The sequence below is a fragment of the Nitrospina gracilis 3/211 genome, assembly GCF_000341545.2.
In the GTDB taxonomy this organism is placed as follows: Bacteria; Nitrospinota; Nitrospinia; order Nitrospinales; family Nitrospinaceae; genus Nitrospina; species Nitrospina gracilis.
Map to the genome: position 1 here is coordinate 1,670,729 of NZ_HG422173.1, position 22,812 is coordinate 1,693,540.

Genomic DNA, 22,812 nt, shown 5'->3' on the forward strand with positions numbered 1-22,812 from the left:
GAACAGGGCGGTGCGCACGCCGCTGATGTGCAGGGTGCCGGTGGGGCTGGGCGCGAAACGGACGCGGATTTTCTGGGTGTCGGTCATGGAGTTCGGGGTCCTCGGTTAAGGCGGTTGGAATGTGAAGAACAGTTTTACACCAAACAGGCGGGGGTTGCCAAGATGAGGGCACAAAAAAACAGCCGGCAGGGGCGTGCCGGCTGTTTCCTTGGGTAAGGGAGTGTCCGCTGTAACGGTTAGAGCTCGAATGTTACTCCCACAGGGGTCCTGATTTGTTGATTACTGACAGGTAACCTTTACGGTGTTGGTGCCGGTGTTGGTGAACCGTACCAGACCGCTGATGTCACCAATGGAGTCACCGCGGCTGAATGCCGGCTGGCTGGTCAGCACAACCTTGTTGCGGCCCATTTCGCCCATCGGCTTGATACCAACCTTGCCCTTGTCCGTGGTGGTCAACGACTTGTTGCTGTCGTTCGGGCCCAAGGTCAGAGGCACGGTGGTGGCGTTGGAGGACTTCCATACCACCAGGCTCGCGGTGCCGCGATCGTTGGCGGTGTGGCCGAACTCACCAGCAGATTTGTTCGGGATGGTGTCTACTTCTACCGTGATTTGTTTGGCGTCGTTGCAGGACGTGGATTCACCCGGTTTGATGGTTCCGGCGAACGCCGTGCCGCTGAAGGCAACAACGCACAGAGCAGTCAGCAAAGAAATCTTTTTCATTCCTCGGCTCCTTTCATCGTGATGTGAGGATAATAAAAATGAAACATTAAGATGATCAAATAGAAACTTTCCTAAAAACAAAATTTTGCTCCCCGCTGTAGCTTCAGGAATTCTTACGTGGACTGGAGCTTGACCACGTTGACACGAACACAAGACTGTTGGAAAACGGTGGCGTGTTTCGGTTTCCATTCGTAACAGATCCGATAGGTTCCCTGGGCGGTGAATTCCAGGTCCATGGACTGGCCGGGCTGGAAAGCCTGAACACGTACCATATTTTTATCCGGGTTGACCCGCGCAATGGAAGTATTGTGGATCACCCGGTCCAAATCGTTTTGAACACGCACCGATTTACCGGCTGGGACATGATAGGTGTACTCGGAAGCTTCCCCTTCAACGGTGGTCAGGGAAATGGTGCGGAGGAGGTAAGTTTCCGCATCGGCCGGAATGGTAGTGGTGAGAAATGCGGCCGCAGTGACGAGGGCGGCAAGCAGGACTTTTCTGGGAAACGGGTTCACAATTTTCCTTTCCTTCGGATTGCGTCAGTCAGAATCTCATTACCTGAATTTAGAGAAACGCAATGTCGAAAAGAGCAAAGTGATTGTTATGCCCAATACTGAGATTCCAAGTAAGGTGGAGTTTAATAAAAGGCGGGAAGGTTAACTATCAGCGCATGTCTATTTTTATTGTAGGAAAATAACCTACTCAAAGTAGAATTCAGTGAAGCTTTTTTAGGGTAAGGCAGAGCGGGTCTTATTCTTATCTACTGTCGTATTTTTTCGATTTAGGAGAGTGAAAGGAAAGGTTGGGGTTTTCTGGTCGCAAAACCCGGAGGCGGGAATTATGTTACCGCATTTTAGTTAAATGAGGCTGTAATTGATTGCGTAATGAATCAGTTCCGCATTCTTTTTCATTTTCATTTTTTCCAGAATACGGGACCGATGCGTGCTGATGGTCTTCACACTCAACGATAATTCGTTGGCGATCTCTGTCAACGATTTGCCACGCGCAATCATGAGGAACACCTGGTATTCGCGATCCGACAGTGTTTCGTGCAGCGGTTTGTTGGTTTCGAGGAAATCGAAAGCAAGTCGTTCGGTGATTTCCGGGCTGGCGAATTTGCCACCCTGGGACACCTTGCGCACCGCGTGGAGCAGAGTGTCGAGAGCGCTTTCCTTGGTGAGGTATCCCGCCGCGCCGGCCTTGATGAAGCGCACCGCGTACTGGTTTTCCGGGTACACGCTCATGATGAGGATGGGCAGTTTGGGATATTCCGTCTTGATTTGCTTCACGACCTCCAGGCCGTCTTTACCCGGCATGGAAATATCCAGGATCACCAGGCTCAATTCCTGGTCACGGATTTTGTCCAGAACATCATTCCCATTGTCCGCTTCCGCGATGATTTCGATGTCGGGCGTTTCCGAAAACGCGTTTTTGAGTCCACGGCGAAACAGGGGGTGATCATCTGCGATCAGAATTCTGATCTTTTTCTTGGAGGTCAGAACTTCAGTTGTCATTATTGATAACTCCTAGATTAGTTCCTGCTGATGTTGATGGTTACCAACGTACCCTCGTTGGGTTTGCTTACAAAATTCACGGAGCCCCCCCAGACCCGTGCCCGTTCCTGCATGCCCAGAATACCAAGGGAATGGCCGTTTTTCAGCCTGTCCTGGGTGATACCCACCCCATCATCCTGAACATGCAATGATACCATACCATTTTCATCATTCAGTTTCACGCTCACATTCTCCGCCTTGGAATGCCGCGCGACGTTGGTGAGCGTTTCCTGGAAAATACGAAACAATGTGGTGGATCGTTCCTTGTCCAGGTTTTCAGGTTCGCTGTCGCAATCGAATTCAAATTGAATGCCCGTCAACCTTTCGAACTCCTGGCCCTGCCACGAGATGGCTTCCTCCAGTCCAAAGTGATCGAGGATCGGTGGGCGCAGGTCGTGGATCAACTGCTTGACCGTCGGGATGGTCTGGTCGATCAACTCGATCACCGTCTCTGCGTTTTCCTTGAGGTCCGGGTGGCTGATTTCCAGCTTCTTGCACAGCCGCGCCACCTCCAGTTTCATTGTGGTCAGCACCTGCGCCATCTCGTCGTGGATCTCGCGCGCGATGCGCGATCGTTCTTCCTCGCGGACCGTTTCCAGTTTGTTGTAGAGGTTGCGCAACTGCTGGCGTGAACGTTCGATTTCCTCTTCTGCAAGCTTGCGTTGCGCTGCGACGCTCAGCAAATACGCCAGCCCGTCCAGAAGCCGGCGCTCTTCCTTGACAAAAGGGCCTTCCTCCGAATCCGGTCTTTCCTCCAGGTAGCAGACCACGAGCGACCCCTGCTGAACGCCGTGGATGGTGAGCGGTGCGGACATGGTCCACGGCGTTTCCCGGAAATCCGGCGGAGCGAACGCTTCCTCACCAAAAACCACCTTGACGCGGGTGATTTCCGGGTATTGCCAGGCCGAGGCCACGTAGGACTGCAGGTTGTTGAACACCTCGCGGATGGTTTTGGCATTGGCGATCAGGTTGGCGACATTGTAAAGGCATGTCTGCTCGTTGACGCGTTCCTTCAAAAAATGAAGCAGTTGTTCCTGTTCGTCCTCGGCCCGCTTGCGCTCCAGAACGCGGCCCAGCAAGGTGCCGATGTGGCCCATGACTTCCAGCATGTCATCGTTCGGAGGTTCCGCACGTGGCGAGAAAAATTCCATAATGCCAGCCACCTCGTTGCCAATCAGGATGGGAAACGCAAACCCCGCCTTGACACCGATGTTGGGGGACAACCGCGCGCGCGGGAAGTTGGGATCCTTGTTGACGTCAATAATCCAGGCGGGTTTGCCGTTGGCGAGCACGCGACCGGGAAGCCCGATTCCCGAATCGAAAACGGTGCCTTCGGAGACGGAACGAAACGTTTGAAACTGTTCCGGGTTTTCCAGGTGCCAGGTCGTAGTGGAGACCAGATTCGGGTTGGCGGGGGAATTGACCAGATACAAATGACCCACAGGCCACCCCGCCTGATGACAGATTCTCCGCAGGCAATACTGCAGGGTTTCCTCCACAGCCCGGGTTTCGTTGGAAGCGACGGCGATGTCCTTGTGCAGCTGCACAAACGACCCTTGCCGTTGCAACAACTGATAAGCATGGTCTTCCGACTTTTGTTGCACAAGGCACAGCCAACCCGCAACCCAGATGGTCAGGGTGGAGCCCAACCTGTCCAGGAGTTCCTGATAAAGGTTGGGGCCGTCCAGCGCAAGGTAAAAACCGATCATGTTCAACATAGTGGCCAGCAGGGTGGCCATGATCAGAAAGTTTTTGTGGCGGATTCGCAGTGCCGCAAGAACCAGAATCACATAAAAGAAACCGTCGATCGTCCCTTCCGGCAAAAGCAGGTCGATGACGAACAAAAAGGCGGCAAGAATGCCCCACAATAACTTTACGAATTCGGGTCGTGGTTCCACTTTTTGGTACCCAATTAGGGGTAGGTCTGTGGGATTGATTGCAAAGCTTGCATTATAATCAATTTGCAATACCTCCGTAAAACTTATCTGCACGAAAAACGGTTTTCTTTGGTCCATTCATATTATTTGGGGTAGTCTTTTAATAGTATTGCCAACTCTTGCAAGGACACCGTGGGGCCATGAAGACAAAATGCATTTTTCTGATTTTGGTTTTGTGGGTATTTTCCGCTTCCGCTTCCGCCCATGAACAACTCGGCGAACTCGTTCTCTATAAAGAACCGTTGTTCGAAATTGAGGATGCAAGGAAGATCGACTGTCAGGGATTGTATGATGTCGAATCGGGAAACGACGTATCCAGCATGAGAGGCTTTCGCGACTACTGGTGCCAGGGGCGCTACACGCTGACCCTGCAGGGAGAGTCGGGAAAAACGGTGACCCTGTTCGGGCTTTTTGAGTACCGCAAGGATCGTGGCTTTCTTGTGATCCGCAAAACCGACAACCGCAAAGTGTGGTTGATCAACCTGGATCTGCTTCCGGAAAACAAATGGGTGACCCGCCCCGCCGATGATAAGTCCGGTGGCGTGGAAATCTATTTCCACGCGGCTCCGCAGTTCAGCCAGAACATCTCATCCGTCAAATGGGGCAAATGGTGGGAGGGCGATAAGCCGAACTGATCGATTTGTTTCCACCCCGGCAAACGGAGTGCGAGGCCCATGCAGATTTCGAAAGTGGAATGCCGGTCCATCCTGACCCGCACGACCGGTTACCTGAAGGTCGTGTGCTCGCACTCGCTCAATCCCTACACCGGCTGCGGGCTGGGCAAATCGGCCTGTGGCGAGGCGTGCTACGTGCGGTTCAATCCGTGGCTGACCCGGGGACGCGAATGGGGCGGGTTCGTCGATGTCAAAATCAACGCGGCTGAGGTGTACTGCCGCACCGTCGGTGCCGAACGCAGGTGGGCGCACAAACGTTCGCAACCGTTCTCCATCTTCCTTTCCAGTTCCACCGAACCCTGGCAGGCTGTGGAAAAAACATACCGCATCACCCGGTCGCTATTGGATGCTTTTCTCGATGAGCCGCCGGATGAATTGATCCTGCAAACGCACACCACAGGCATCCGCGAAGACCTCGCACGCGTTCAGGCGCTGTCGCAACTTTTCCGGCTTCGCGTGCATGTATCCATAGAAGGCGATACCGAGCGTCTGCCCGGAATGCCGCCGCCTCCATCCAGACTGGAAGACCGCATTCGTCTGTTGCGGGAGTTGTCGGATGCGGGCATCGATGCGGTGGCCTGCATGGCACCCGTATATCCTGTAAGCGACCCGGATGCGTTTTTCAAGAATCTGGCAAAGACGGGAATCGTGGGGGTGGTGATCGATCATTTCATTGAAGGTGACGGCACACCGGACGGGGCCCGGACAGTGAAAACCCCTCTTCCCGCCGCCATGGCGCGGGTGAATCCGGACTCCATATTTAAGGGATACCGAGACCACATTGCGGCCATTGCTGCTCGCTACCTGCCGGTCGGTATCTCGTCCCAAGGGTTTGCCGGAATATACCACCGGACCCTGCCTTCCCCGGGGAGTTGATTCCTCCTCGTGGTTCCGTCCTCAGTGTTTGCGCGGTTTCACGCCGATGTGCACGTAGTTGTTGAACCGGTTGACGCGCAGTTCGATGAATGTCGTCGTGTTCTCGTAGAAAAAATTCTTCGGCGGCTTCAATGTGCCGCTGGTGTCGTGAATGACGATGTTCTCGAGGTCCTTGTTCTCGTATTGAATCCCGTCGTCCACTTTGGGGACGTGCACGCGCATGCTGAGCGCGGGCCTGGCTCCCAGTTGTTCTTCCGCTTTGTTCATGAATGCGCGGATTTCCTCCAGGTCCACCAGGAACCGCCGGAAGCTGGTGTCCGTCTGGTTGGTGTGGAAATTGGCGGTCAGGATTTCGTGGACTTCCTGGCTCAGGTCCTTTTCCAGTTTGTCCATTTTGGAGTCGTCGGCCAGTCCTTTCTTCGACAGGCGGTGCGGACGGAAGATGAAAAACTCCACCGTGAAATCCTTGATGGAATCGCCCAGGTCGTCCACCGCGTGCAGAACAAATTGTTGGAAGCGCGGCTTTTGGGTTTTCTGGTAACAGCTTTCCGTATACTGCTCCAGGTCGTTGATCAGTTTTTCGAAATCCTTGGGTGTTTTGGTGGTGAGGGCGCGCAGGATGAGTCCGCCGACCATTCCCTTGTCTCCGGTCTTGGGCGAGGTGGGCTCGACGATGGAGCCGTGATCCACGCCCGCGATCACGCCGAAGCCGAAATCGTCCGGCGGATTCTGGTACGCCCAGTCGTGGTGCTGTCTGGCCGGGTCCTTGCCGGAATGGGAAAAGTCGAGCACCAGCTTGGCGGTGTCGAGAGAGGTGCCGGCGATGACCACGGTGCCGTCGGTGCCCGGTTTGTTCACCCAGCCGCGCAGGCCTTCGTAGTCTTTCAAACCGACGAGGATGGTGGTCTGAATCTGTTTGCGGTTGTAGTACGGCTCATCCCGTAGCACGTCTTCATGTGCCAGGTCCCACTGGTAGGGGCTGGCCAGTTCCAGGCCGTTCAACAGATTGCGCCCGACTTCCAGCATGTCCCCGATCTTCCACCTTCCTTTGAACAGGCTTCCCATGAAGGATTTGCCGCGGTGCGCCAGCGGCGACCCGAAGTTCGCCGGGGCCAGCATGACCAGACGCTTCACCGGGCACTGCTCGATGCGGTCATGGTAGTACTGCCAGATCCAGTGGCGGATCACCAGTCCCCCCGTGGAATGCACGATCACGTTCACGTCTTTCAGCTTGTTGCCGTCGGCGTCGATGAGGCCGTTTGCAATCATCTGGTCGTTCAGTCCGTCCACCACGTCGTTGAAGGTGATGTTGTCCTCGCGCGATTCGTAATCGGCGTAGAGGATGGTTTGCACCGTACCGACCTTGTTGTCGATCAAAAACTGCTTGAGTTTTTTGAACGAGTTGGAGCAGTCGCTCCAGCCGTGGATGATGAGGGTGGTGTCTTTGGCCATGGTGGAGTCCTTTCCGGAACGGTTGAAACGGTGAGGCGCTTTACATTGGAATGCGGAAATTATACTTCAGGAACCGGCGGCGGCCAAATTTAGTTGGCCCGTGCGGTCATTCCGGCCGGGTGGGGGTGAGCGGCGGGCGCGGCGGCAGGGTGTAGTCGCCTGTAACGAAGGTATTCATCAGGGCGCTGCGGTCGCCGGGCCACACGCCTTTTTCCTGGTTGTCGGGGGCGAAACCGGAGAACACGAGGTACCCATACTTGCCGTAGTGCGGCAGCTTGCGCATGAGGCCCGGAATCACGGAGGCGGTGTGCGGGACCACCCACGTCACGGAGTGCTCCGGGTTTTCAGGGTTGGGAACGGTAAATATAAAGCTGTTCTCTTCATACATATACAGTTTGCCGTTCACGGTGATGCCGAGTTCGCCGGGATGAACCCCGTATTCGGCAAGTTTGGGTAGCAGGGCCTGCGCTTTCAGGTTGTGCCGGCCGAACACCCAGGCAGCGGTGTTGTTGTCGAAATCGTACACCTGGTCGAGCACCATGTCGGACAGGTTGTCCACCGATGTGGCGAACGCATGAAAGCCTTCGATGAGGTCCCGCGACGACACGCTCGGCATCACGGCCACAGCCTTGCCGTCGCCATAGGTCTGGCCGATGCTGGCGGGCACTTCCCTGCGGTCGAGTTTGCGGAACACGTCGTAATACGGATCGAGCATGACAGCTTTTGGTTCGTCGTCCACGAACACGTTGACGTGTTGCACCGGTTGAGGGTCGATCGACACCAGTTCGATCTTCGGTTGGTCGGCGCCTTCGTACCACACCGCTACCGGCAGTTGAAACGCGAACAAGGGGCGGGTCTGTTTTTGTTTGATCTCCAGCGTCAGGCGGTAGGCGTCGGGAAACGGTTCTACCGTGGTGTTGGTGAGTTCCAGCTCCGGCGCGCCTTTTTCCTCGATCCACTGGCGGAAAAAGGTGTCGAGCCTTCTCCCGTGGTACAACTCGAAATGCGCGCGCAGGTGTTCGAATCCGGCGCGGTGAAAGCGTTGCGTGAAATAAAAATCCGCCAGCGCTTCCAGGAATATCTTGTCGCCCACCTCCAGTCTCAGCATATTGAGCACCATCAGTAGTTTGCCGTAACCGATGGCCTGCGATGCCATGCTGTGCCGCGACATGAATTTCGCAATGGGAATTTCGTTGCTTGTATTGACGTAGTTCAAATACTTGATCAACTGCTGAAAGCGGTAGTCGGGGCCGTGTCCGTCCAACTGTTGCAGAAGGTGATCGGCGAGGTAGGCGGTGAGGCCCTCCGACCAGTTGCCGCCGCTCGCATCCACATACACCCCGTTGCCCCACCAGTTGTGCAGGATCTCATGCGGGAAGGACGTGTGCAGGATGAACGGGAAGCGGATGATGCGTGAACCCAGCAGGGTGAATGAGGGCATGCCGTAGCCGGTCTGCACCGAGTTCTCCACCAGCGCAAACTTGACGAACGGGTATTCGCCAAGCAGGCGGTCGTAAAAGCGGATGTAACTTTTCGCCGCGTCGAGATACTTCTGCGCCAGCGCTTCATCCGGCGAGCGCAGGAAGGCGTAGAGGGTGACGTCTTCGTAGCGGTCCTTGTATTCGATGTAACGGTCGGCGACGATGTAGATTTCCTGCATCGGGTCGTCGCACTGCCACAGCGTGTGGCGCGGACCGTTGTGCGTGGTCTCTCGGATGCGCTTGCCCTGGCTGATGACTTTCAGGTCGCGGGGCGTCGCCACGCCGAGCGCGAAAGTCATGAGCGACTCGCCCGACTTGTTTTCCAGCCGCGGATAAAAATAACTCTCGGAAGAAAGAAAAATCCCCGTGTCTTTTTCACTCTCTTCGCCGGGCACGGCCTCCCTCCCTGAATCGCTTTCCGGGCGCAGGGGGTCATGGTATCGCCCTTCGTAACGGAACAGCACCTGCAGAAAATCCGGCCACTTTTTTCCATCCGGCTTTTGGATGACGATGTGCTGGCGCGGCGGCAGGTCCCCGGCGGCGTCCTCGACCTTCGTCACCTCGGTCTTCCATTCACCCTGGTGCGGAATTTCTACTTTTATGATGTTGTACGCGGCGTGCAACGTGAACGTCAGCGATTCACCGGACAGCGAGTTGGGGTAAAGGGTTAGGGTGTCTTCGATCTGGGCGTGATGCCGATCCGGGTCGAGCGTCACCGACAGTTTGTGATTGATGGGGCGGTGGAACGACTGGGCGAATGCGGAAACGCTTGCCGTAAGGCAGACCAGAATGAGGGTGAAAGTGAGAAGACGTTTCATTTATAAGAATCAGGATCAGGACACCACGGCGTCGATGCCCCGGTAGGTGCTTCCGAGAATGCGCACCACCACGCGGTTCGGCAGGCACGCGGCGATGCGGTCGGCGTAATGAATGTAGCCGGACTTGATGCACAGCTTTCGACTGCACGGCGATTTCAGGATGCGCGCCTTGCCGTCCTGAATCTGCACTTCCGTCTCCCCCAGCGGTCCTTCCACGTGGACGAGCTGGTTTACCTTGAGCGGAAGGCGCTTCACCTCCTTCTGGCTGACCTCGATGACCACCCAGTCTCCGGCGGTGCGGGTGTAGTCGATCCCCGAAAACAGGGCGAGGTTGGCCGCGAACAGGCAGGCGATGAGAATTTTGTCGGCGCGGGTCGGTTTCAACATGATTCGGTATTTTTCCGGTTAGTCCGTTTAAGTGTATCACGGGCCGGGCCGGGGGAAAACCGCGAGAAAGGGGGGGCTTTGCGTCTTTTAAAGAATATTGAGCAGGTTCAGCCGTCCACCCAGTTTGTCCTCGAGGGTTTGACGAAGCGGCTGGTGGCCGGGGTCTTTCAGCCAGGGATCGCGGTCGATCAGCGCGAAGGCTTCCTTGCGCGTGGTCTGGATCATGCGCAAGTCGCGCACCAGGTCGGCGAAGCGGAGCGTCGGCATGCCCGCCTGCCGCGTGCCGAGGAAGTCGCCCGGACCGCGGATTTTCAGATCCTGCTCGGCGATGATGAAGCCGTCGCTGGATTTCAGCATGGCGTCGATGCGCGCCTCCGCGTCTTCCGACAGGGGAGGATAGGTGACCAGCAGGCAGTGCGAGGCGTGGCCGCCGCGTCCCACCCGTCCTCTCAATTGGTGCAGTTGGGCGAGTCCGAAGCGTTCGGCGTGTTCGATCAGCATCATCGTTGCGTTGGGCACGTCGATGCCGACTTCGATCACCGTGGTGGCGACCAGAATGTCCACTCTCCCTTCGTTGAACGCGGTCATGATGGCCTGCCGCTCTTCTTTTTTCAGCTTGCCGTGAATGAGCGCGAGCCTGAGGTCGGAAAAGCGCTGTTCGAGGTCGGCGTGAACTTCCTGCGCTGTCTTGAGCGGCATCGCCTCCGATTCCTCGATCAACGGACACACCACATACGCCTGCCGCCCCTGTTTGATTTCTTCATGCAAAAGTTGATACGCGCCGTCGCGGTGTTTGGCATCGTAACTGCGGGTGGCGATGGGCTGGCGGCCGGGGGGCATCTCGTCCAGGATCGACACGTCCATGTCGCCGTACAGCGTGAGTGCCAGCGAACGCGGAATGGGGGTGGCGGTCATGATGAGCACGTGCGGCGCCGTCCCCTTTTTGCCAATGGCCTCGCGTTGCAGGACGCCGAAACGGTGCTGCTCGTCGATCACCACCAGGCCGAGGTCGTGGAAGTCCACATCCTTTTGAATGAGTGCGTGGGTGCCGACGGCGATCTGCGTTTCGCCTGTGCGGATTCGCTCCTGGACCGCCTGCTTCTCTGCGGCGGGCAGGGCACTGGTGAGGAGGTCGAGTTTCACTCCCAGCTTGTTGCAGTAAGGCAAAAGGTTCAGGTAATGCTGTTCGGCAAGCAGTTCCGTCGGCGCCATCATCGCTCCCTGTAAATTGTTGTCCACGGCGGTGAGGAGCGTGGTCAGGGCGACCAGGGTTTTGCCGCTTCCCACGTCGCCGTGCAGAAGGCGGTGCATGGGGCGTGGTTTTTCGAGGTCGTCCATGATTTCGCCCAGTGTCCGTTTCTGGGCGCCGGTGTATTCGAATTGCAGGAGTTTGACGAAGCGATGGATGAGTTCGCCGCGGGTGATGAGCGCACGGCCGGGCACCTCCTGCCAGGCGTGTTTGCGTTTGAAAGCGAGGCCGACCTGCAGGAGAAACAGCTCCTCGAACACCAGCCGCACCTGTTGCCGCGTGCGGAACAGGTGCAGGTGATCGGCGCGCGTGCCGGGCGGCGGAAAGTGCGTGTCCTGGTAGGCCTGCACGCGCGGGGTCAGTTTGTTGCGTTTCATCACGTCGGCGGGCAGGTATTCCTCCAGCAGAGGCGCGTAGCGGTCGACCAGGGTTTTCATGATGGTGCGCAGCGATTTCTGGTGCAGGCCCTCGGTGGCCGGGTACACCGGAACGATGCGCCCGATCTCCAGCGTCGCCGGGGCGTCCTCTTCGGTGATCTCGACATCCGGGTGGACGATCTCAAGTCCCGCGCCGAGGTAAGTGTTGTCTTTCGCCTTGCCTGAAACGATGCAGGTGCGGCCGATGGCGAAACGCTCCTTCATATAAGGTTCGCGGAACTGGAACCACTTGCCGCGCAGGGTGCCGGTGTCGTCCTCGAAGATGACCTCGAACACCTTACGCCGTCGCCCCAGCCTTATCGTCCCGGCGTTCAGGATGGTGGCGCGGAAGGTGGCGAACTCGCCGGGGCGGATCTCGCCGATGGTCTGCACCCGGCTTCGGTCCTCGTAGCGGTGAGGCAGGAGGGCGAGGGCGTCCTCGACGCAGGCGATCCCCAGTTTTTCCAGCAATCCCGCCCGCTTGGGCCCGACGCCCTTCACGTACTGGATGGAGTCGGCAAGCGACGGTTTTGGAGGTGCGGATTTGTTCTCGGCCATCGGGATAATGCGGTTCTGAGTTTGTTGGAGGAGCGGGCCCGGCTTTTGCGGCATCGTACCTTATGAAAAGGGTTCCTTATAAATGATAATTGACTGGACCCCACGCCGGAAGTATCTTAAATAAATGTAAAGACAATGATTATAAGCTCTTTGTAGGGGTTCCCGCCCGGAGAATCTCAACCGTGTATGCGTAAACTCAGCGAAATCACAGAAGCCGTCCAGGCCTACCATTCCACGGCCAACGTGGACATCATTCTCGACGCATACATTTATTCCGCCAAGGCCCACCGCGGGCAGAGCCGCCGTTCCGGCGAGGCATACCTGTCACATCCGGTCGAAGTCGCCTACAACCTGACGCGGCTGAAGATGGACGAGCGTACCGTCGCCGCCGGCCTCCTGCACGACACCATTGAAGACACCCTGGCCACCGCCGACGAGATCCGCGAGTTGTTCGGCGACGAAATTTATGGACTGGTGGACGGAGTGACGAAGATCGGCGAGATCGAGTTTTCCAGCCACGAGGAAAAGCAGGCGGAGAACTACCGCAAAATGATCCTTGCCATGGCGCGGGACATCCGCGTGGTGATGATCAAGCTGGCAGACCGCGCCCACAACCTGCGCACACTGGGTTCCCTCGACCCCTCTCGTCAGAAACGCATTGCCCGCGAGACGCTGGACATATACGCGGCGCTGGCCAACCGCCTGGGCATCGGCTGGCTCAAGGCCGAGCTGGAGGACGGGTCGTTCAAATACCTGCATCCCGAACAGTACCAGGCCATCGTCAACCGCATGCACAAGGGGCAGGAGGAACGCGACCAGCTGGTGAAAAACGTGTACACCCTATTGGAGAAGGAACTCAAGTCCGCCGATCTGGATGGGGTCATCACCGGGCGTTCCAAACATTACTACAGCATCTACAGAAAGATGGTGACCCAGCAGATCGATCTGGAGGATGTGTACGACCTCATCGGCGTGCGCGTCATCACCCACAGCGTGAAAGACTGCTATGCCGTCCTGGGGCTGGTGCATTCGTTGTGGCGGCCGATTCCCGGCAAGTTCAAGGACTACATCGCCATGCCCAAGCCGAACATGTACCAGTCCCTGCATACGACGGTGAACGGTCCCAACGGCCAGCGGGTGGAGGTGCAGATACGCACCAAAGAGATGCACCGCGTGGCGGAGGAGGGCATCGCCGCGCACTGGCAGTACAAGGACGGCGGCGGTCTGGCGAAGAACCTCGACGACCATTTAAGCTGGGTGCGGCGCCTGCTGGAAGACCAGAAGGAAATCAAGAACCCGAAGGATTTTTTGAGTTCCTTCAAGGTCGACCTGTTTTTTCAGGAAGTGTACGTGTTCACGCCGGAGGGGGATGTCATCGCCCTGCCTCGCGGCGCGACACCGGTCGATTTCGCTTATCAGGTGCACACCGACATCGGCAATCATTGCCTGGGTGCGAAGGTCAACGGCAAGATGGTGCCGCTCCGTTACAAACTGAAAAACGGCGACCGCATAGAAATTCTCACCTCCCAGCAACGCCACCCCAGCCGCGACTGGCTGGGTTTTGTCAAAACTTCCAAAGCCCGCAACAAGATTTCCAACTACATCAACAGCCGCGAACGCCAGCAGAGCCTGGAACTGGGGCGGGAAATTCTGGAGGCGGAAGTGCGCAAATACGGGTCGGCAACGGGAGACCTGTTAAAAGGCAAGGCGCTGGACGAGGCCGCGCACGCTTGTGGCTACAACACGCTGGACAGCCTGTTCACGGCCATCGGATTCGGCAAACTTCCGGCGCACCAGGTTGTGGAAAAACTTCTGCCCAAGGAAACGCTGGAGGAATACCGCAAAAAATCCACCACCGTCAAGGTGGCGCGCAAACCTTCGTCGAAAGAAAAGGACATCGGCATCAAGGTCAAGAACTTCGGCGACCAGATGATGATCCGTATCGGCAAGTGTTGCAACCCGGTTCCCGGCGACCCCATCATCGGTTACATCACCCGGGGCCGCGGTATCTCCGTGCATCATAAGGAGTGCCCCAGCGTCGAGGCCCTGACCAACGAAACCGAGCGCATGATCGAAGTGGAATGGGATACCGTGCACAAGACGCCGTTTCAGACGCCTCTTGCCATCGTGGGGGAGGACCAGCCCGGATTGCTTGCCACCATCAGCAGTTTGCTTGCGTCACTGGATGTCAACATCACCCGTGCGAATGTGGTGCAGGCGACGCACAAGCGTGCGTTTTTCGAGCTGGATGTGGAGATCTTTGACCTCAGCCACCTCAAGAAAATACTGGAGGCGCTGAAAAAGACGAAGGGCGTGATTCACGCGGAGCGCGTGAAGGAATTCAAAAAAAAGGGAGCAGACAAAAATCACAAAGTGGGGGAAATCGGGAAGCAAAACTAGACGGGAAGGGGTCTTCCCGTCGTTCAGCCGGTGGCAGCCGTCTGGGCAGGCCGTTTGCTGGCCGGAACCTTCATTACCTTGCCCGCTTTCAGGCAACGGGTACACACCTTCATCGTTTTAACCGCGCCTTTATGTACCACACGCAGTTTCTTGAGATTGGGAATCCACCGGCGCCGCGTCTTGTTATTGGCGTGGCTCACGTTGTTTCCGACCAAGGGACCCTTGTCACAGATTTCACATCGCTTGGACATACCATGCTCCTGATTTACAGCCGTTAAATAGAAGAGGGTAAGTTACCACAGGCCCCGGAGAACGGCAAGGGGAAGATTCCAAAAAACAGGGAGGTGGCCCGGATTTTCCTCATCCTGACGCCCGGGACACAAAAAAAGCCCGGCTTGGCGGCCGGGCTTTAAAACGAGGACAAGTTGGGGCTTATTCCAGAAACTTCGACTCGGTCAGGATTTCCTTCAAAATGCTTTCGGCCAGCACCTCGCTGTCCACATGGAACGTGCCATTATCCACTTCGGATTTAATCCGGTTGACCTTTTCAGTCCGCACGTCGGGAGAAGTCTTGGCCACATCCAGAGCTTTCTGGATGGTTTGCGCTTTAGCGGAGAAGGCAATCTGTTCTCCCCCGCCGGTGGAAGCACGGGAGGAGGAGGTGGATGTGGGATCCGTCGGGTTGCTCTTGACATTGGGTCCCTTCACCTTCTCTGGGGATACCTTGTTTCGGATTTTGAAATCGTCGCCCTGGATTTCCATGATAATCTGCGCTTTCCAGAATTTTTGAGTTGTTTTCCGGGGACTGCCTGCGTGTTGTTTTGCCCCGCAGTTTAATTATCGGTATCCGGTGAATAAACTTAAGGGCTTTTTTTGAGAGGTTGGGAGAAAACCCTTTTGTTCATTCAAGATATCTGTATTATAAAGGGTTGTCAAGGCACGACCCGGATCGGAAGCCTTCATTACGATATGCCGAAATTATTCCGGAGGGCCGGGAAGTTTGTTTATAGCTGCGAGTTTCAATGAGTTATAAAAAACCAGCCGTGGCGGTGGATTTGATCATCGAAGTCGAAAACCGGGGGATTGTCCTGATTGAGCGTAAAAACCCGCCCCATGGGTGGGCCCTGCCTGGTGGATTTGTCGATTACGGAGAGTCGCTGGAAAGCGCCGCCATCCGTGAGGCCCGGGAGGAAATCCAGCTGGATGTCCGCCTGCTGGGCCAGTTCCACAGCTATTCCCGCCCAGACCGCGATCCCCGCGTGCACTGCATTTCAACGGTATTTCTGGCCCGTGCGGAAGGGGAGCCCAAAGCCGCCGATGACGCACGAAACTGCGCCTTGTTTCCGCATGACCGCCTTCCGGAAGAATTGGCGTTCGACCACGCGGAGATTCTGCGGGATTACCTGTCCAACCGCTGGGGTACCTCTCACCCGGCCGGTTCCGAACCTTCCTGATCCCGAGGCATGGTATGCGGCGATCGCTTTGGGTGGGGGGATTTTTCATGCTGATAATGGCCATTCTGCCCGCCCGGCTTCCGGGTGAATCCGATCCCGTTCAAAAATACCGCTCCATTTTATGGGATCACCTGACGGCGTTGTGCGATCTTGGTCCCCGTTATCCCGGCAGCGAGGGGCACGCAAAAACCCGGGCTTACATCAGGAATGTAGCGGAGCGCTATGCCGATTCATGGAAGGAGCAGGCCTTTGTGGCGCGTGTGGGTTATGCGGAAGAACTGCCGCTTTACAATTACGAACTCACCTTCAAGGGCACGGGAGACAAGCCGCCCATCCTGTTGGGTGCGCATTACGACACACGTCCTTTTGCCGACGAGGAATCCAATTCCCAAAAAGAAGCGCGGCCCATTGTGGGGGCCAACGATGGGGGGTCCGGAACCGCGGTGCTTTTGGCGATGGCGCAGTATTTTCATGAAAACCCGCCGGAACGCACGGTCCAGCTCGTTTTCTTCGACGGAGAAGATTGGGGGCGGAAGGGGTCCGATGAGTATTTTCTGGGATCGAGCTACTACGCCGAGCAATTGAAAAAGGAAGACAAGTCCACATGGCCTGCACGGGTGCTGGTGGTGGACATGGTGGCGCAGAAAAACCTCAAGATTTTTAAAGAGCAGTATTCCTTCCGAAGCTCGCCGAGTTTCATTGAATTCGTGTTCGACACGGCCAAGGAACTGGGTGTGGACCAGTTTGTTCCCATGCTCCGCTATTCCGTACGCGACGATCACCTGCCTTTCATCTACATGAAAATCCCCTCCGTGCTGTTGATCGATTTCGATTACCCGCACTGGCATACTCTGGAAGACACGCTGGACAAATGTTCCGCGGACAGCATGCTGGCGGTGTTCCGGGTGGTGCTGGAAACGGTCAGGCGGGTGTGAAGCGAGGGTTCAGGGCCGGGAGTCGAGGGCTTCCAGCTTGTTGCGGGCGTCTTCGTTCTGCGGATCGATCTGCAGGATGATGCGCAGTTCGCGCTTGGCTTTCTCCCTGTCGCCCTTTCTGGAATGGATGTCGTGCAGGCTCCAGTGAAGAGAGAGGAAATCGACGCCCATGCCCAAGGCGGTGTGATACGCGCTGATCGCCTCGTCCCATTGACCGAGACCATAATGGGCGTTACCGATGTTGAAGTGCGCGACACCGAATTCCGGATCCAGCGACAAGGCGCGCTTGAGGAACGGCACGGCTTCCTCGTAGCGTTCTTTCTTGTTGAGCGCCGCCCCCAGATTGGATAGGGCCTGAATGAAGTTTGGGTGGATGTGGATGGCCTCGCGGAATTTTTCGATGGCCTTGTTCACGTCTCCCCGGCGAAAATACTGACCGCCCAGGTTGGACAGCGCCTCCGGAAACCGCGGATTGAGTTTGAGCGCTTTTTCGTATTCGGCAATGGCGGCATCCATCTGCCCCAGTCCGCGATACGCCACCGCGAGATCATAACGGGCGGGCACGAAACCGGGATCGATCGTCAACGTTTTTTCAAACAGGCCGATCGCTGCTTCCGCATCGCCCAGCGCGTACAGGGTGAAGTTTCCCCGGTAGTACAACACCTCCTTAATGTTCTTGTCGCGCTCGCGCAATTCATCGAAACTCAGAAGCCGGTTGTCCTGCAGGAAGGGTTTGACGAAGTCGATGGGCACGGCGAGGTTGAGCGCACGGCCTTCCAGCGTGGCGATGCCGACCACCTGATTGTCCAGGTTCACCACCGGTCCGCCGCTGAACCCAGGCTCAAACGGGGTGGTGGCATAAATGAAAGGGTGATCCGGAAGGGCCTGCGGATGCACGCCCAGCACAAAGCCGTAGGTTTGCACCAGGACCCCGTGCAGACCCTGTTCCACCATTTCCACCGCGTGTGAAGGGTAGCCCAGGGCACTCAGGTAATCGAAGGTTTTCAGGCCGTTGGAATCGCCGATCTCAAGGGTGGAATACAGGTCGCCTTCCAGTTTCAGCGCCGCAACATCGCGCAGACGGTCCACGTTCAGCACGCCTGTCACGCCCACCTGGGTTCCGTCCGGGAACACCGCGCTCATGCTGGCTGCGTCGAGGAGGACATGGTAGTTGGTGAGCACGGTGCCGTTTGGCCGCACAATGAACCCACTGCCCGTGGACACCGTCTCGCCCTGTTCGTTTTTGGCTATCAACATGACGACGGCATTGCGATTGACCTCGTACGCAGCGGTTTGGGCCACGGTGAACAGGCAGAGCAATACCGCAAAACATGCCGTGAGCAGGAATGAAACGGGTCGGGAAATTGAACGCATAGAAGACCGGTCTGCCGCTCGATAAGCGGCGTTTGGTGGCTGACTAAAGGTTTGAAAACCCAACTTGAATGAATAAATTGTATCGGCTGGGAATAGCGATTACAACCGATTTCAGGAGGAAGGGAGCAGAAACAAAACACCCCCATGCCCGCAACCCCTGGTGAGGTGGCGGGCATGGGGGATGAAATTGTTACTGAACGTTGACAATCACCGTCGCGGTGATCGGAGGATTGTACGGAACATGATTTCCCTGGGCGAACAAGCCCCGGATGACATGCATGCCCGGCTCCAGACGGATCTCCTTGCAGGTGGAACCATCACCCATGTGGATATGCTGGGCGTCTTTGCCGATGGGCTGGCTCAGGTCTTTGGGAAGATCGGCATCCACCAGAATGTGGTGATGCCCTTTGCCGTCATTGACCCCCTTTTTGGCGGGTTCCACGGTGACGTTGTGCGTGACCAGGCACACTTTTACCGGGTTCTGCACCGTGGCGCCGTTGGACGGCTCGCTGATGGCGATGGCGCGGGTTCCCGCCAGGGCGGTGCCCGCCGTCAGGACCAGAAGGCTCAGCAATGTGACATGCAACTTGAAAAACAGCTTGCTCATTTAATCCTCTCCTTTTCTATCTACCAAGTCTATTGGTGATTGTGATTGCAGGACCGGCCCGGCTGAAACCCGCCGTGGCGGCTGGCTTTCCCCCCCGGAAACCGATCCGGCCGAAAGTTCGGCAAATGAAATACCAAAAGAGTTGTGTGGAATGGTGAAAACCCCCGGGAGCGGGGATTTTCCGGGCTGGGGTACAACCCGTATGTCTGCATTTAGATCAAAATCAACTCAAATGGTTTCGTAATCATTCCAAAGATTGCCGGAATTGACCAGAAAAAACGGGATGGGCTTATCATAAATTCCCAAACCGTCCCGGTTTTATCTCTTTTCCTGTTTCCAAAAAGATTATATACTTTCAGCATAATTCAATGTTTTGAGACGTTTTCCCGCGCAGGGAGCCCCGCTCCCCGCCCGTCCACACGTTTGGGAGGTTTTAATGGAATTACCGGTAACAGGAGAGTGCCGCCTGCTTCACACCTGCGAGATGTGTGAGTACAACAACGACAACGACTGTAAGGCGGACCACAACGAGCACAACCGATGGCTGGTCAATGACCGGATGAACGCGATCAAATATAAGATCATCGTCGGCAGCAACAAGGGTGGGGTGGGCAAAAGCACGGTGACCACCAACCTCGCCATCGCGCTGGCGGAAAAAGGGTTCAAAGTGGGCCTCGCCGATGCCGACCTGCACGGACCCAACATCCCGAAACTGATCAATGCCGAATCCGTGCGCCTGCGGGCTCATGACGACGGTATTTCACCCTACGAAACCAAGAACGGCCTCAAGGTGGCCTCGCTCGGTTTCCTGATCGAAGACCCCAACATGCACATCGCCTGGCGGGATGCGGTGAAATACGATTTCATCATTGAACTGCTGGGCAACATCAACTGGGGCGAACTGGACTACCTGCTGATCGACCTGCCTCCGGGCACCGGCAACGAACAGATCACCATCATCGACTTCATCGGCGAAGTGGATGGATGCGTGGTCGTCACCACCCCGCAGGACCTGGCCCTGCTCGACGCTCGAAAAATGATCTCGTTCGCCCGCGACAGCAACGTGCCCATCGTCGGCATCATCGAGAACATGAGCACCCTGGTCTGCCCGCACTGCGAAGGCGAGGTGGATGTGTTTCGTAAGGGAGGCGGCCAGAAACTGGCGGAGGAACTCGTCCTGCCCTATCTGGGAAGCATTCCACTGGATGCCGAAGTGGCGGAGCGTTCGGATACCGGTGACCCCATCGTTCTTGCCAAGCCGGACTCGAAAGTCACCAAGGCGTTTCTCAACCTGGCGGAAAACACGCACAAATTTCTCAACCCCGAAGATGCCTTGAAAGCCAGTTGAAAACCGCGATACCATAAGATGTGAATCCGAAACAGGGGCTTCGGCCCCTGTTTTGTTTTATCCGCTTTTTTTCGGTACGGTGCGAAAAAAGGGAGCCGACAATCCATTTGCGATTGCTCTTGCGATTGATGGATAATGAAGAACAGGCGGAAGTTCACGTTATGGGGACGGACCTTCCAGATTCATCTCCTTCCCCTGCAATTGATTCAAGAAATGATATGCGCTCTTCAGTAAAAATTCGTTGGTTCTCGCCCTTCCCTGGATTCTGGTTCTGTTTTGGACTCACGGCCCGATGGCTGAAGAAACCCAGCCCGATGTCCCCAACTTTCACAACAATCCCCGAGTTGCTGAAGTGGGTGAACACGACATCCGCCTCGATGATCTTAAAAATCCACAGATCCAGGACATGATGCAACGTCTGCACAGCATGCAGAGCATCCTGCTCAAGCAGAAGACCATCGAACTGTTGCAGGACGAACATCCCGAAATTCTGGAAATCCGTGCGGCGCGTATCAATCGCGAAGACATCATCCGCATGTATCAGGAAGAGATGGGATTGGATGATCTCGAAGGCCTGAACTCCGCCGCGGTGCAGAACATGATCCGCAATTATTTGGAACGCCTGCGCCAGGATGCCTATCTGAAAGAGTTGAATCAGCGTTACGAGTTCGCCGTGAACAAGGGATGGGTGAAGGATTACTTCGAGGCGCCGAACGACTTCAAACTGGTTGCGGGCATTGGCACGGCCATGCTGTGGTTCAAGCCCGATCAAAAGGAACCGCGCAAGGTGTTCCTCATGGAGTATTCGGACTTTCTGTGCCCGTTCTGCAAAAAAGTGCAGACGACGTTGAACCACCTGCGCCAGACGTATGGCGACACGGTGCAGTTCGGTTACCGTCACTTTCCCCTGCACAAGGAAGCCTTCGCCATAGCCGAAGCCGTGGAATGCGCACGGGCACAGGGACGTTTCTGGGAATATCAGTCGGCGGTATACAAGGATCCGCAGGCGTTCAAGAGTGAAGATGCCCTGATCCGCACGGCACAGGACGTGGGTGTGGACAATCTGAAGGACTTCAAAGCCTGCATGGTGGAAGGCCGTTTTAGGGACCGGGTGGAAAGGGATTTCCGTCAGGGTATCGAAATCGGAATTCAGGGAACACCCACCTTCATCATCGGTACATACAATTTCACCGAATCCACCATCCACGGCGAGATGTTTTCCGGCGCCGTTTCCAGCGAACAGTTTGTCCGCACCATCGAAAAATACATCCAGCTCTCTAAAAACTAACACTCATTCGTCCGTCTTTCCGGGTGCACGGCGACCCCAACGTTCACGATGCGCTCTCATTTCCAAAACTCAGACGAGTCTCTCCATGGAAGTCGAATTCCTTGCGCGGTTTCGATTTTCTGCACTGTTTGCCTGCTGATGCTTTGCGGGTTCAAACCCGTCCAGGAATTTTTAAAAGATCGAGCCGAGCAGATTCAGATCGATGTCCACGCCATGGCGGAAAAGGACGTGGTGCAGCCCGGGGAGACTTTTAAAATTTTTGTTGTGGCGGTGCCGAAGAAAGGCTGGCATTTCTATTCCATGCAGGCCAACGGAGAAGATCCGACGGTCGCCACACGTCTCAAGATCAAGCAAAGTTCATTTGACGCGGTGGGGGACTGGGCGGAAACGCCGCCCACGCTGGTCAAGGATGAGGCGCTCGGCCGCTGGGTGAAGGTGCACAGTCACCGGGCCGAGTTTTCACACACGCTATCGGTGCCGGAAGACCTCACAACCGGAACGCATGTGGTGCAGGGCACCCTCACCTACCGAATCTGTGACAACAAGGTCTGCGCCCTTCCTCAGGACCGTCCCTTTGCGTTTCATGTTATAGTGAAAGCGAAAGAATGACGAAACCCCGGACCCGTCCCGGGTTCTTTTGTTTTCGGTCACGGCCGCCCCATGGAAATCATCACCACGCATATCAGCGCGGACTTTGACTGTGTGGCGGCGATGGTTGCCACCCAGAAACTGTATCCCGGCGCACACATGGTGTTCTCGTCTTCGGTCGAGAACCCCGTACAGGACTACCTGCGCGCGTTTGGCAACCCCTTCCAGTTCACGCGCGCGAAGGACGTGGACCTCGACCGGGTCACGCGCCTGATCGTGGTCGACACGCAGGATGCAGACCGAATCGGTCCCTTCAAAGCCCTCCTCGATAGAAAAGACGTCGAAGTCCACGTCTACGATCACCACCTCGATATGGCCAAACCCCTGCGTGCCGACAAGGCAGTGGTGCGCAACCGGGGGTCCTCCGCCACCATCCTGTGCGAAGAACTGGCCGAAAGGGGGATCGCGCTGACGGAATTTGAGGCGACGCTCATGATCCTCGGTATCTACCAGGACACGCATTCTCTGGTGTCGTCGTCCACCACGCCGGAAGATTTTTACGCGGTCGGGCAGATGGTGAAGCTGGGCGCGGACCTGCAGGCCGTTTCGCAGTTCGTTGAGGGGCGGCTGAATCAGGAACAACGGGATGTGATGAAGGCCCTGAGCCAAAGTTTGGAAGTGAACACGTACAACGGGG

The 22,812-nt window shown here is 56.4% G+C and carries 22 protein-coding genes; 9 read left to right on the forward strand and 13 right to left on the reverse strand.

Annotated elements, in window-relative coordinates; genetic code table 11:
* The 5 genes from TX82_RS16725 to TX82_RS15200 all read right to left on the reverse strand — a co-directional run.
* Positions 1–87 (reverse strand): glutamate--tRNA ligase family protein (locus tag TX82_RS16725; RefSeq protein WP_042250879.1); only part of this gene is annotated, 87 nt, incomplete at its 3' end.
* A gap of 192 nt (positions 88–279) precedes the next feature.
* Entirely contained in the window at positions 280–720 is a 441-nt protein-coding gene (locus tag TX82_RS07900; RefSeq protein ID WP_005009102.1) for a hypothetical protein, read from the reverse strand.
* Positions 721–833: 113 nt separating this feature from the next.
* Positions 834–1,235, reverse strand: coding sequence for a hypothetical protein (locus TX82_RS07905; protein WP_005009105.1), 402 nt, complete (start codon positions 1,233–1,235; stop codon positions 834–836).
* A gap of 342 nt (positions 1,236–1,577) precedes the next feature.
* Positions 1,578–2,234 (reverse strand): response regulator, encoded by a 657-nt coding sequence (locus TX82_RS07910; RefSeq protein WP_005009109.1) that lies wholly within the window; start codon positions 2,232–2,234, stop codon positions 1,578–1,580.
* Between the two features lie 17 nt (positions 2,235–2,251).
* Positions 2,252–4,171 carry a GAF domain-containing sensor histidine kinase gene (locus TX82_RS15200; RefSeq protein ID WP_187291938.1) on the reverse strand — a complete coding sequence of 640 codons (1,920 nt, stop codon included), beginning with the start codon at positions 4,169–4,171 and terminating at the stop codon, positions 2,252–2,254.
* A gap of 179 nt (positions 4,172–4,350) precedes the next feature.
* Here TX82_RS15200 and TX82_RS07920 point away from each other — a divergent pair, with 179 nt between their 5' ends.
* Together TX82_RS07920 and TX82_RS07925 are read left to right on the forward strand one after the other, a co-directional pair.
* Positions 4,351–4,845, forward strand: a complete 495-nt coding sequence (locus tag TX82_RS07920; protein WP_005009117.1) for a hypothetical protein — start codon at positions 4,351–4,353, stop codon at positions 4,843–4,845.
* A 39-nt stretch (positions 4,846–4,884) separates the two neighbouring features.
* A complete protein-coding gene (locus TX82_RS07925; protein ID WP_005009121.1) occupies positions 4,885–5,760 on the forward strand; it encodes a radical SAM family protein in 876 nt (291 codons plus the stop codon).
* 21 nt (positions 5,761–5,781) lie between these two features.
* On the opposite strand, the gene TX82_RS07930 is transcribed toward TX82_RS07925, so the two are convergent.
* From TX82_RS07930 to recG, 4 genes are all read right to left on the reverse strand, one after another.
* A complete protein-coding gene (locus TX82_RS07930) occupies positions 5,782–7,212 on the reverse strand; it encodes an esterase/lipase family protein (protein ID WP_005009124.1) in 1,431 nt (476 codons plus the stop codon).
* A 106-nt stretch (positions 7,213–7,318) separates the two neighbouring features.
* The gene (locus TX82_RS07935; protein WP_005009126.1) at positions 7,319–9,511 is read right to left on the reverse strand and encodes a M1 family metallopeptidase; all 2,193 of its coding nucleotides are present in this window, start codon (positions 9,509–9,511) and stop codon (positions 7,319–7,321) included.
* A gap of 15 nt (positions 9,512–9,526) precedes the next feature.
* Complete coding sequence (locus tag TX82_RS07940; protein ID WP_005009129.1) at positions 9,527–9,898, reverse strand: NusG domain II-containing protein; 372 nt, start codon at positions 9,896–9,898, stop codon at positions 9,527–9,529.
* Between the two features lie 87 nt (positions 9,899–9,985).
* Positions 9,986–12,121, reverse strand: a complete 2,136-nt coding sequence (recG, locus tag TX82_RS07945) for an ATP-dependent DNA helicase RecG (protein ID WP_042252181.1) — start codon at positions 12,119–12,121, stop codon at positions 9,986–9,988.
* 186 nt (positions 12,122–12,307) lie between these two features.
* On the opposite strand from recG, the gene TX82_RS07950 reads away from it, so the two are divergent.
* Positions 12,308–14,521, forward strand: coding sequence for a RelA/SpoT family protein (locus TX82_RS07950; RefSeq protein ID WP_005009133.1), 2,214 nt, complete (start codon positions 12,308–12,310; stop codon positions 14,519–14,521).
* Positions 14,522–14,544: 23 nt separating this feature from the next.
* On the opposite strand, the gene rpmB is transcribed toward TX82_RS07950, so the two are convergent.
* Both rpmB and flgM read right to left on the reverse strand, forming a co-directional pair.
* Positions 14,545–14,772 (reverse strand): 50S ribosomal protein L28, encoded by a 228-nt coding sequence (rpmB, locus tag TX82_RS07955; protein ID WP_005009135.1) that lies wholly within the window; start codon positions 14,770–14,772, stop codon positions 14,545–14,547.
* Between the two features lie 181 nt (positions 14,773–14,953).
* Positions 14,954–15,283 carry a flagellar biosynthesis anti-sigma factor FlgM gene (gene flgM / locus TX82_RS07960; RefSeq protein ID WP_005009137.1) on the reverse strand — a complete coding sequence of 110 codons (330 nt, stop codon included), beginning with the start codon at positions 15,281–15,283 and terminating at the stop codon, positions 14,954–14,956.
* Between the two features lie 260 nt (positions 15,284–15,543).
* Here flgM and TX82_RS07965 point away from each other — a divergent pair, with 260 nt between their 5' ends.
* Together TX82_RS07965 and TX82_RS07970 are read left to right on the forward strand one after the other, a co-directional pair.
* Entirely contained in the window at positions 15,544–15,975 is a 432-nt protein-coding gene (locus TX82_RS07965; protein WP_005009139.1) for an NUDIX domain-containing protein, read from the forward strand.
* Positions 15,976–15,989: 14 nt separating this feature from the next.
* A complete protein-coding gene (locus TX82_RS07970; protein WP_005009140.1) occupies positions 15,990–16,910 on the forward strand; it encodes a M28 family peptidase in 921 nt (306 codons plus the stop codon).
* Between the two features lie 9 nt (positions 16,911–16,919).
* Here the strand turns inward: TX82_RS07970 and TX82_RS07975 are convergent, their stop codons facing one another.
* Positions 16,920–18,284: a tetratricopeptide repeat protein gene (locus TX82_RS07975; protein ID WP_005009141.1), complete on the reverse strand. Its 1,365-nt coding sequence runs from the start codon at positions 18,282–18,284 to the stop codon at positions 16,920–16,922.
* 190 nt (positions 18,285–18,474) lie between these two features.
* Positions 18,475–18,891 carry a DUF4399 domain-containing protein gene (locus TX82_RS07980; RefSeq protein WP_005009149.1) on the reverse strand — a complete coding sequence of 139 codons (417 nt, stop codon included), beginning with the start codon at positions 18,889–18,891 and terminating at the stop codon, positions 18,475–18,477.
* A 436-nt stretch (positions 18,892–19,327) separates the two neighbouring features.
* Here TX82_RS07980 and TX82_RS07985 point away from each other — a divergent pair, with 436 nt between their 5' ends.
* The 4 genes from TX82_RS07985 to TX82_RS08000 form a co-directional block, all read left to right on the forward strand.
* Positions 19,328–20,239 (forward strand): Mrp/NBP35 family ATP-binding protein, encoded by a 912-nt coding sequence (locus TX82_RS07985; protein WP_005009150.1) that lies wholly within the window; start codon positions 19,328–19,330, stop codon positions 20,237–20,239.
* Between the two features lie 292 nt (positions 20,240–20,531).
* Positions 20,532–21,527 carry a DsbA family protein gene (locus tag TX82_RS07990; RefSeq protein ID WP_005009152.1) on the forward strand — a complete coding sequence of 332 codons (996 nt, stop codon included), beginning with the start codon at positions 20,532–20,534 and terminating at the stop codon, positions 21,525–21,527.
* Positions 21,528–21,665: 138 nt separating this feature from the next.
* Positions 21,666–22,136, forward strand: coding sequence for a protein-disulfide reductase DsbD domain-containing protein (locus TX82_RS07995; RefSeq protein WP_005009154.1), 471 nt, complete (start codon positions 21,666–21,668; stop codon positions 22,134–22,136).
* A gap of 51 nt (positions 22,137–22,187) precedes the next feature.
* Positions 22,188–22,812, forward strand: a 625-nt coding sequence (locus TX82_RS08000; RefSeq protein WP_042250889.1) for a DHH family phosphoesterase, incomplete at its 3' end; no start/stop codon positions are given.

What these genes read in the sequence shown, in the direction of transcription:
- TX82_RS07900 (WP_005009102.1), bottom strand. Translation starts at nt 720, where the DNA reads ATGAAAAAGATTTCTTTGCTGACTGCTCTGTGCGTTGTTGCCTTCAGC.
- TX82_RS07910 (WP_005009109.1), bottom strand. Translation starts at nt 2,234, where the DNA reads ATGACAACTGAAGTTCTGACCTCCAAGAAAAAGATCAGAATTCTGATC.
- TX82_RS07920 (WP_005009117.1), top strand. Translation starts at nt 4,351, where the DNA reads ATGAAGACAAAATGCATTTTTCTGATTTTGGTTTTGTGGGTATTTTCC.
- TX82_RS07925 (WP_005009121.1), top strand. Translation starts at nt 4,885, where the DNA reads ATGCAGATTTCGAAAGTGGAATGCCGGTCCATCCTGACCCGCACGACC.
- TX82_RS07930 (WP_005009124.1), bottom strand. Translation starts at nt 7,212, where the DNA reads ATGGCCAAAGACACCACCCTCATCATCCACGGCTGGAGCGACTGCTCC.
- TX82_RS07935 (WP_005009126.1), bottom strand. Translation starts at nt 9,511, where the DNA reads ATGAAACGTCTTCTCACTTTCACCCTCATTCTGGTCTGCCTTACGGCA.
- TX82_RS07940 (WP_005009129.1), bottom strand. Translation starts at nt 9,898, where the DNA reads ATGTTGAAACCGACCCGCGCCGACAAAATTCTCATCGCCTGCCTGTTC.
- recG (WP_042252181.1), bottom strand. Translation starts at nt 12,121, where the DNA reads ATGGCCGAGAACAAATCCGCACCTCCAAAACCGTCGCTTGCCGACTCC.
- TX82_RS07950 (WP_005009133.1), top strand. Translation starts at nt 12,308, where the DNA reads ATGCGTAAACTCAGCGAAATCACAGAAGCCGTCCAGGCCTACCATTCC.
- rpmB (WP_005009135.1), bottom strand. Translation starts at nt 14,772, where the DNA reads ATGTCCAAGCGATGTGAAATCTGTGACAAGGGTCCCTTGGTCGGAAAC.
- flgM (WP_005009137.1), bottom strand. Translation starts at nt 15,283, where the DNA reads ATGGAAATCCAGGGCGACGATTTCAAAATCCGAAACAAGGTATCCCCA.
- TX82_RS07965 (WP_005009139.1), top strand. Translation starts at nt 15,544, where the DNA reads ATGAGTTATAAAAAACCAGCCGTGGCGGTGGATTTGATCATCGAAGTC.
- TX82_RS07970 (WP_005009140.1), top strand. Translation starts at nt 15,990, where the DNA reads ATGCGGCGATCGCTTTGGGTGGGGGGATTTTTCATGCTGATAATGGCC.
- TX82_RS07975 (WP_005009141.1), bottom strand. Translation starts at nt 18,284, where the DNA reads ATGCGTTCAATTTCCCGACCCGTTTCATTCCTGCTCACGGCATGTTTT.
- TX82_RS07980 (WP_005009149.1), bottom strand. Translation starts at nt 18,891, where the DNA reads ATGAGCAAGCTGTTTTTCAAGTTGCATGTCACATTGCTGAGCCTTCTG.
- TX82_RS07985 (WP_005009150.1), top strand. Translation starts at nt 19,328, where the DNA reads ATGGAATTACCGGTAACAGGAGAGTGCCGCCTGCTTCACACCTGCGAG.
- TX82_RS07990 (WP_005009152.1), top strand. Translation starts at nt 20,532, where the DNA reads ATGGCTGAAGAAACCCAGCCCGATGTCCCCAACTTTCACAACAATCCC.
- TX82_RS07995 (WP_005009154.1), top strand. Translation starts at nt 21,666, where the DNA reads ATGCTTTGCGGGTTCAAACCCGTCCAGGAATTTTTAAAAGATCGAGCC.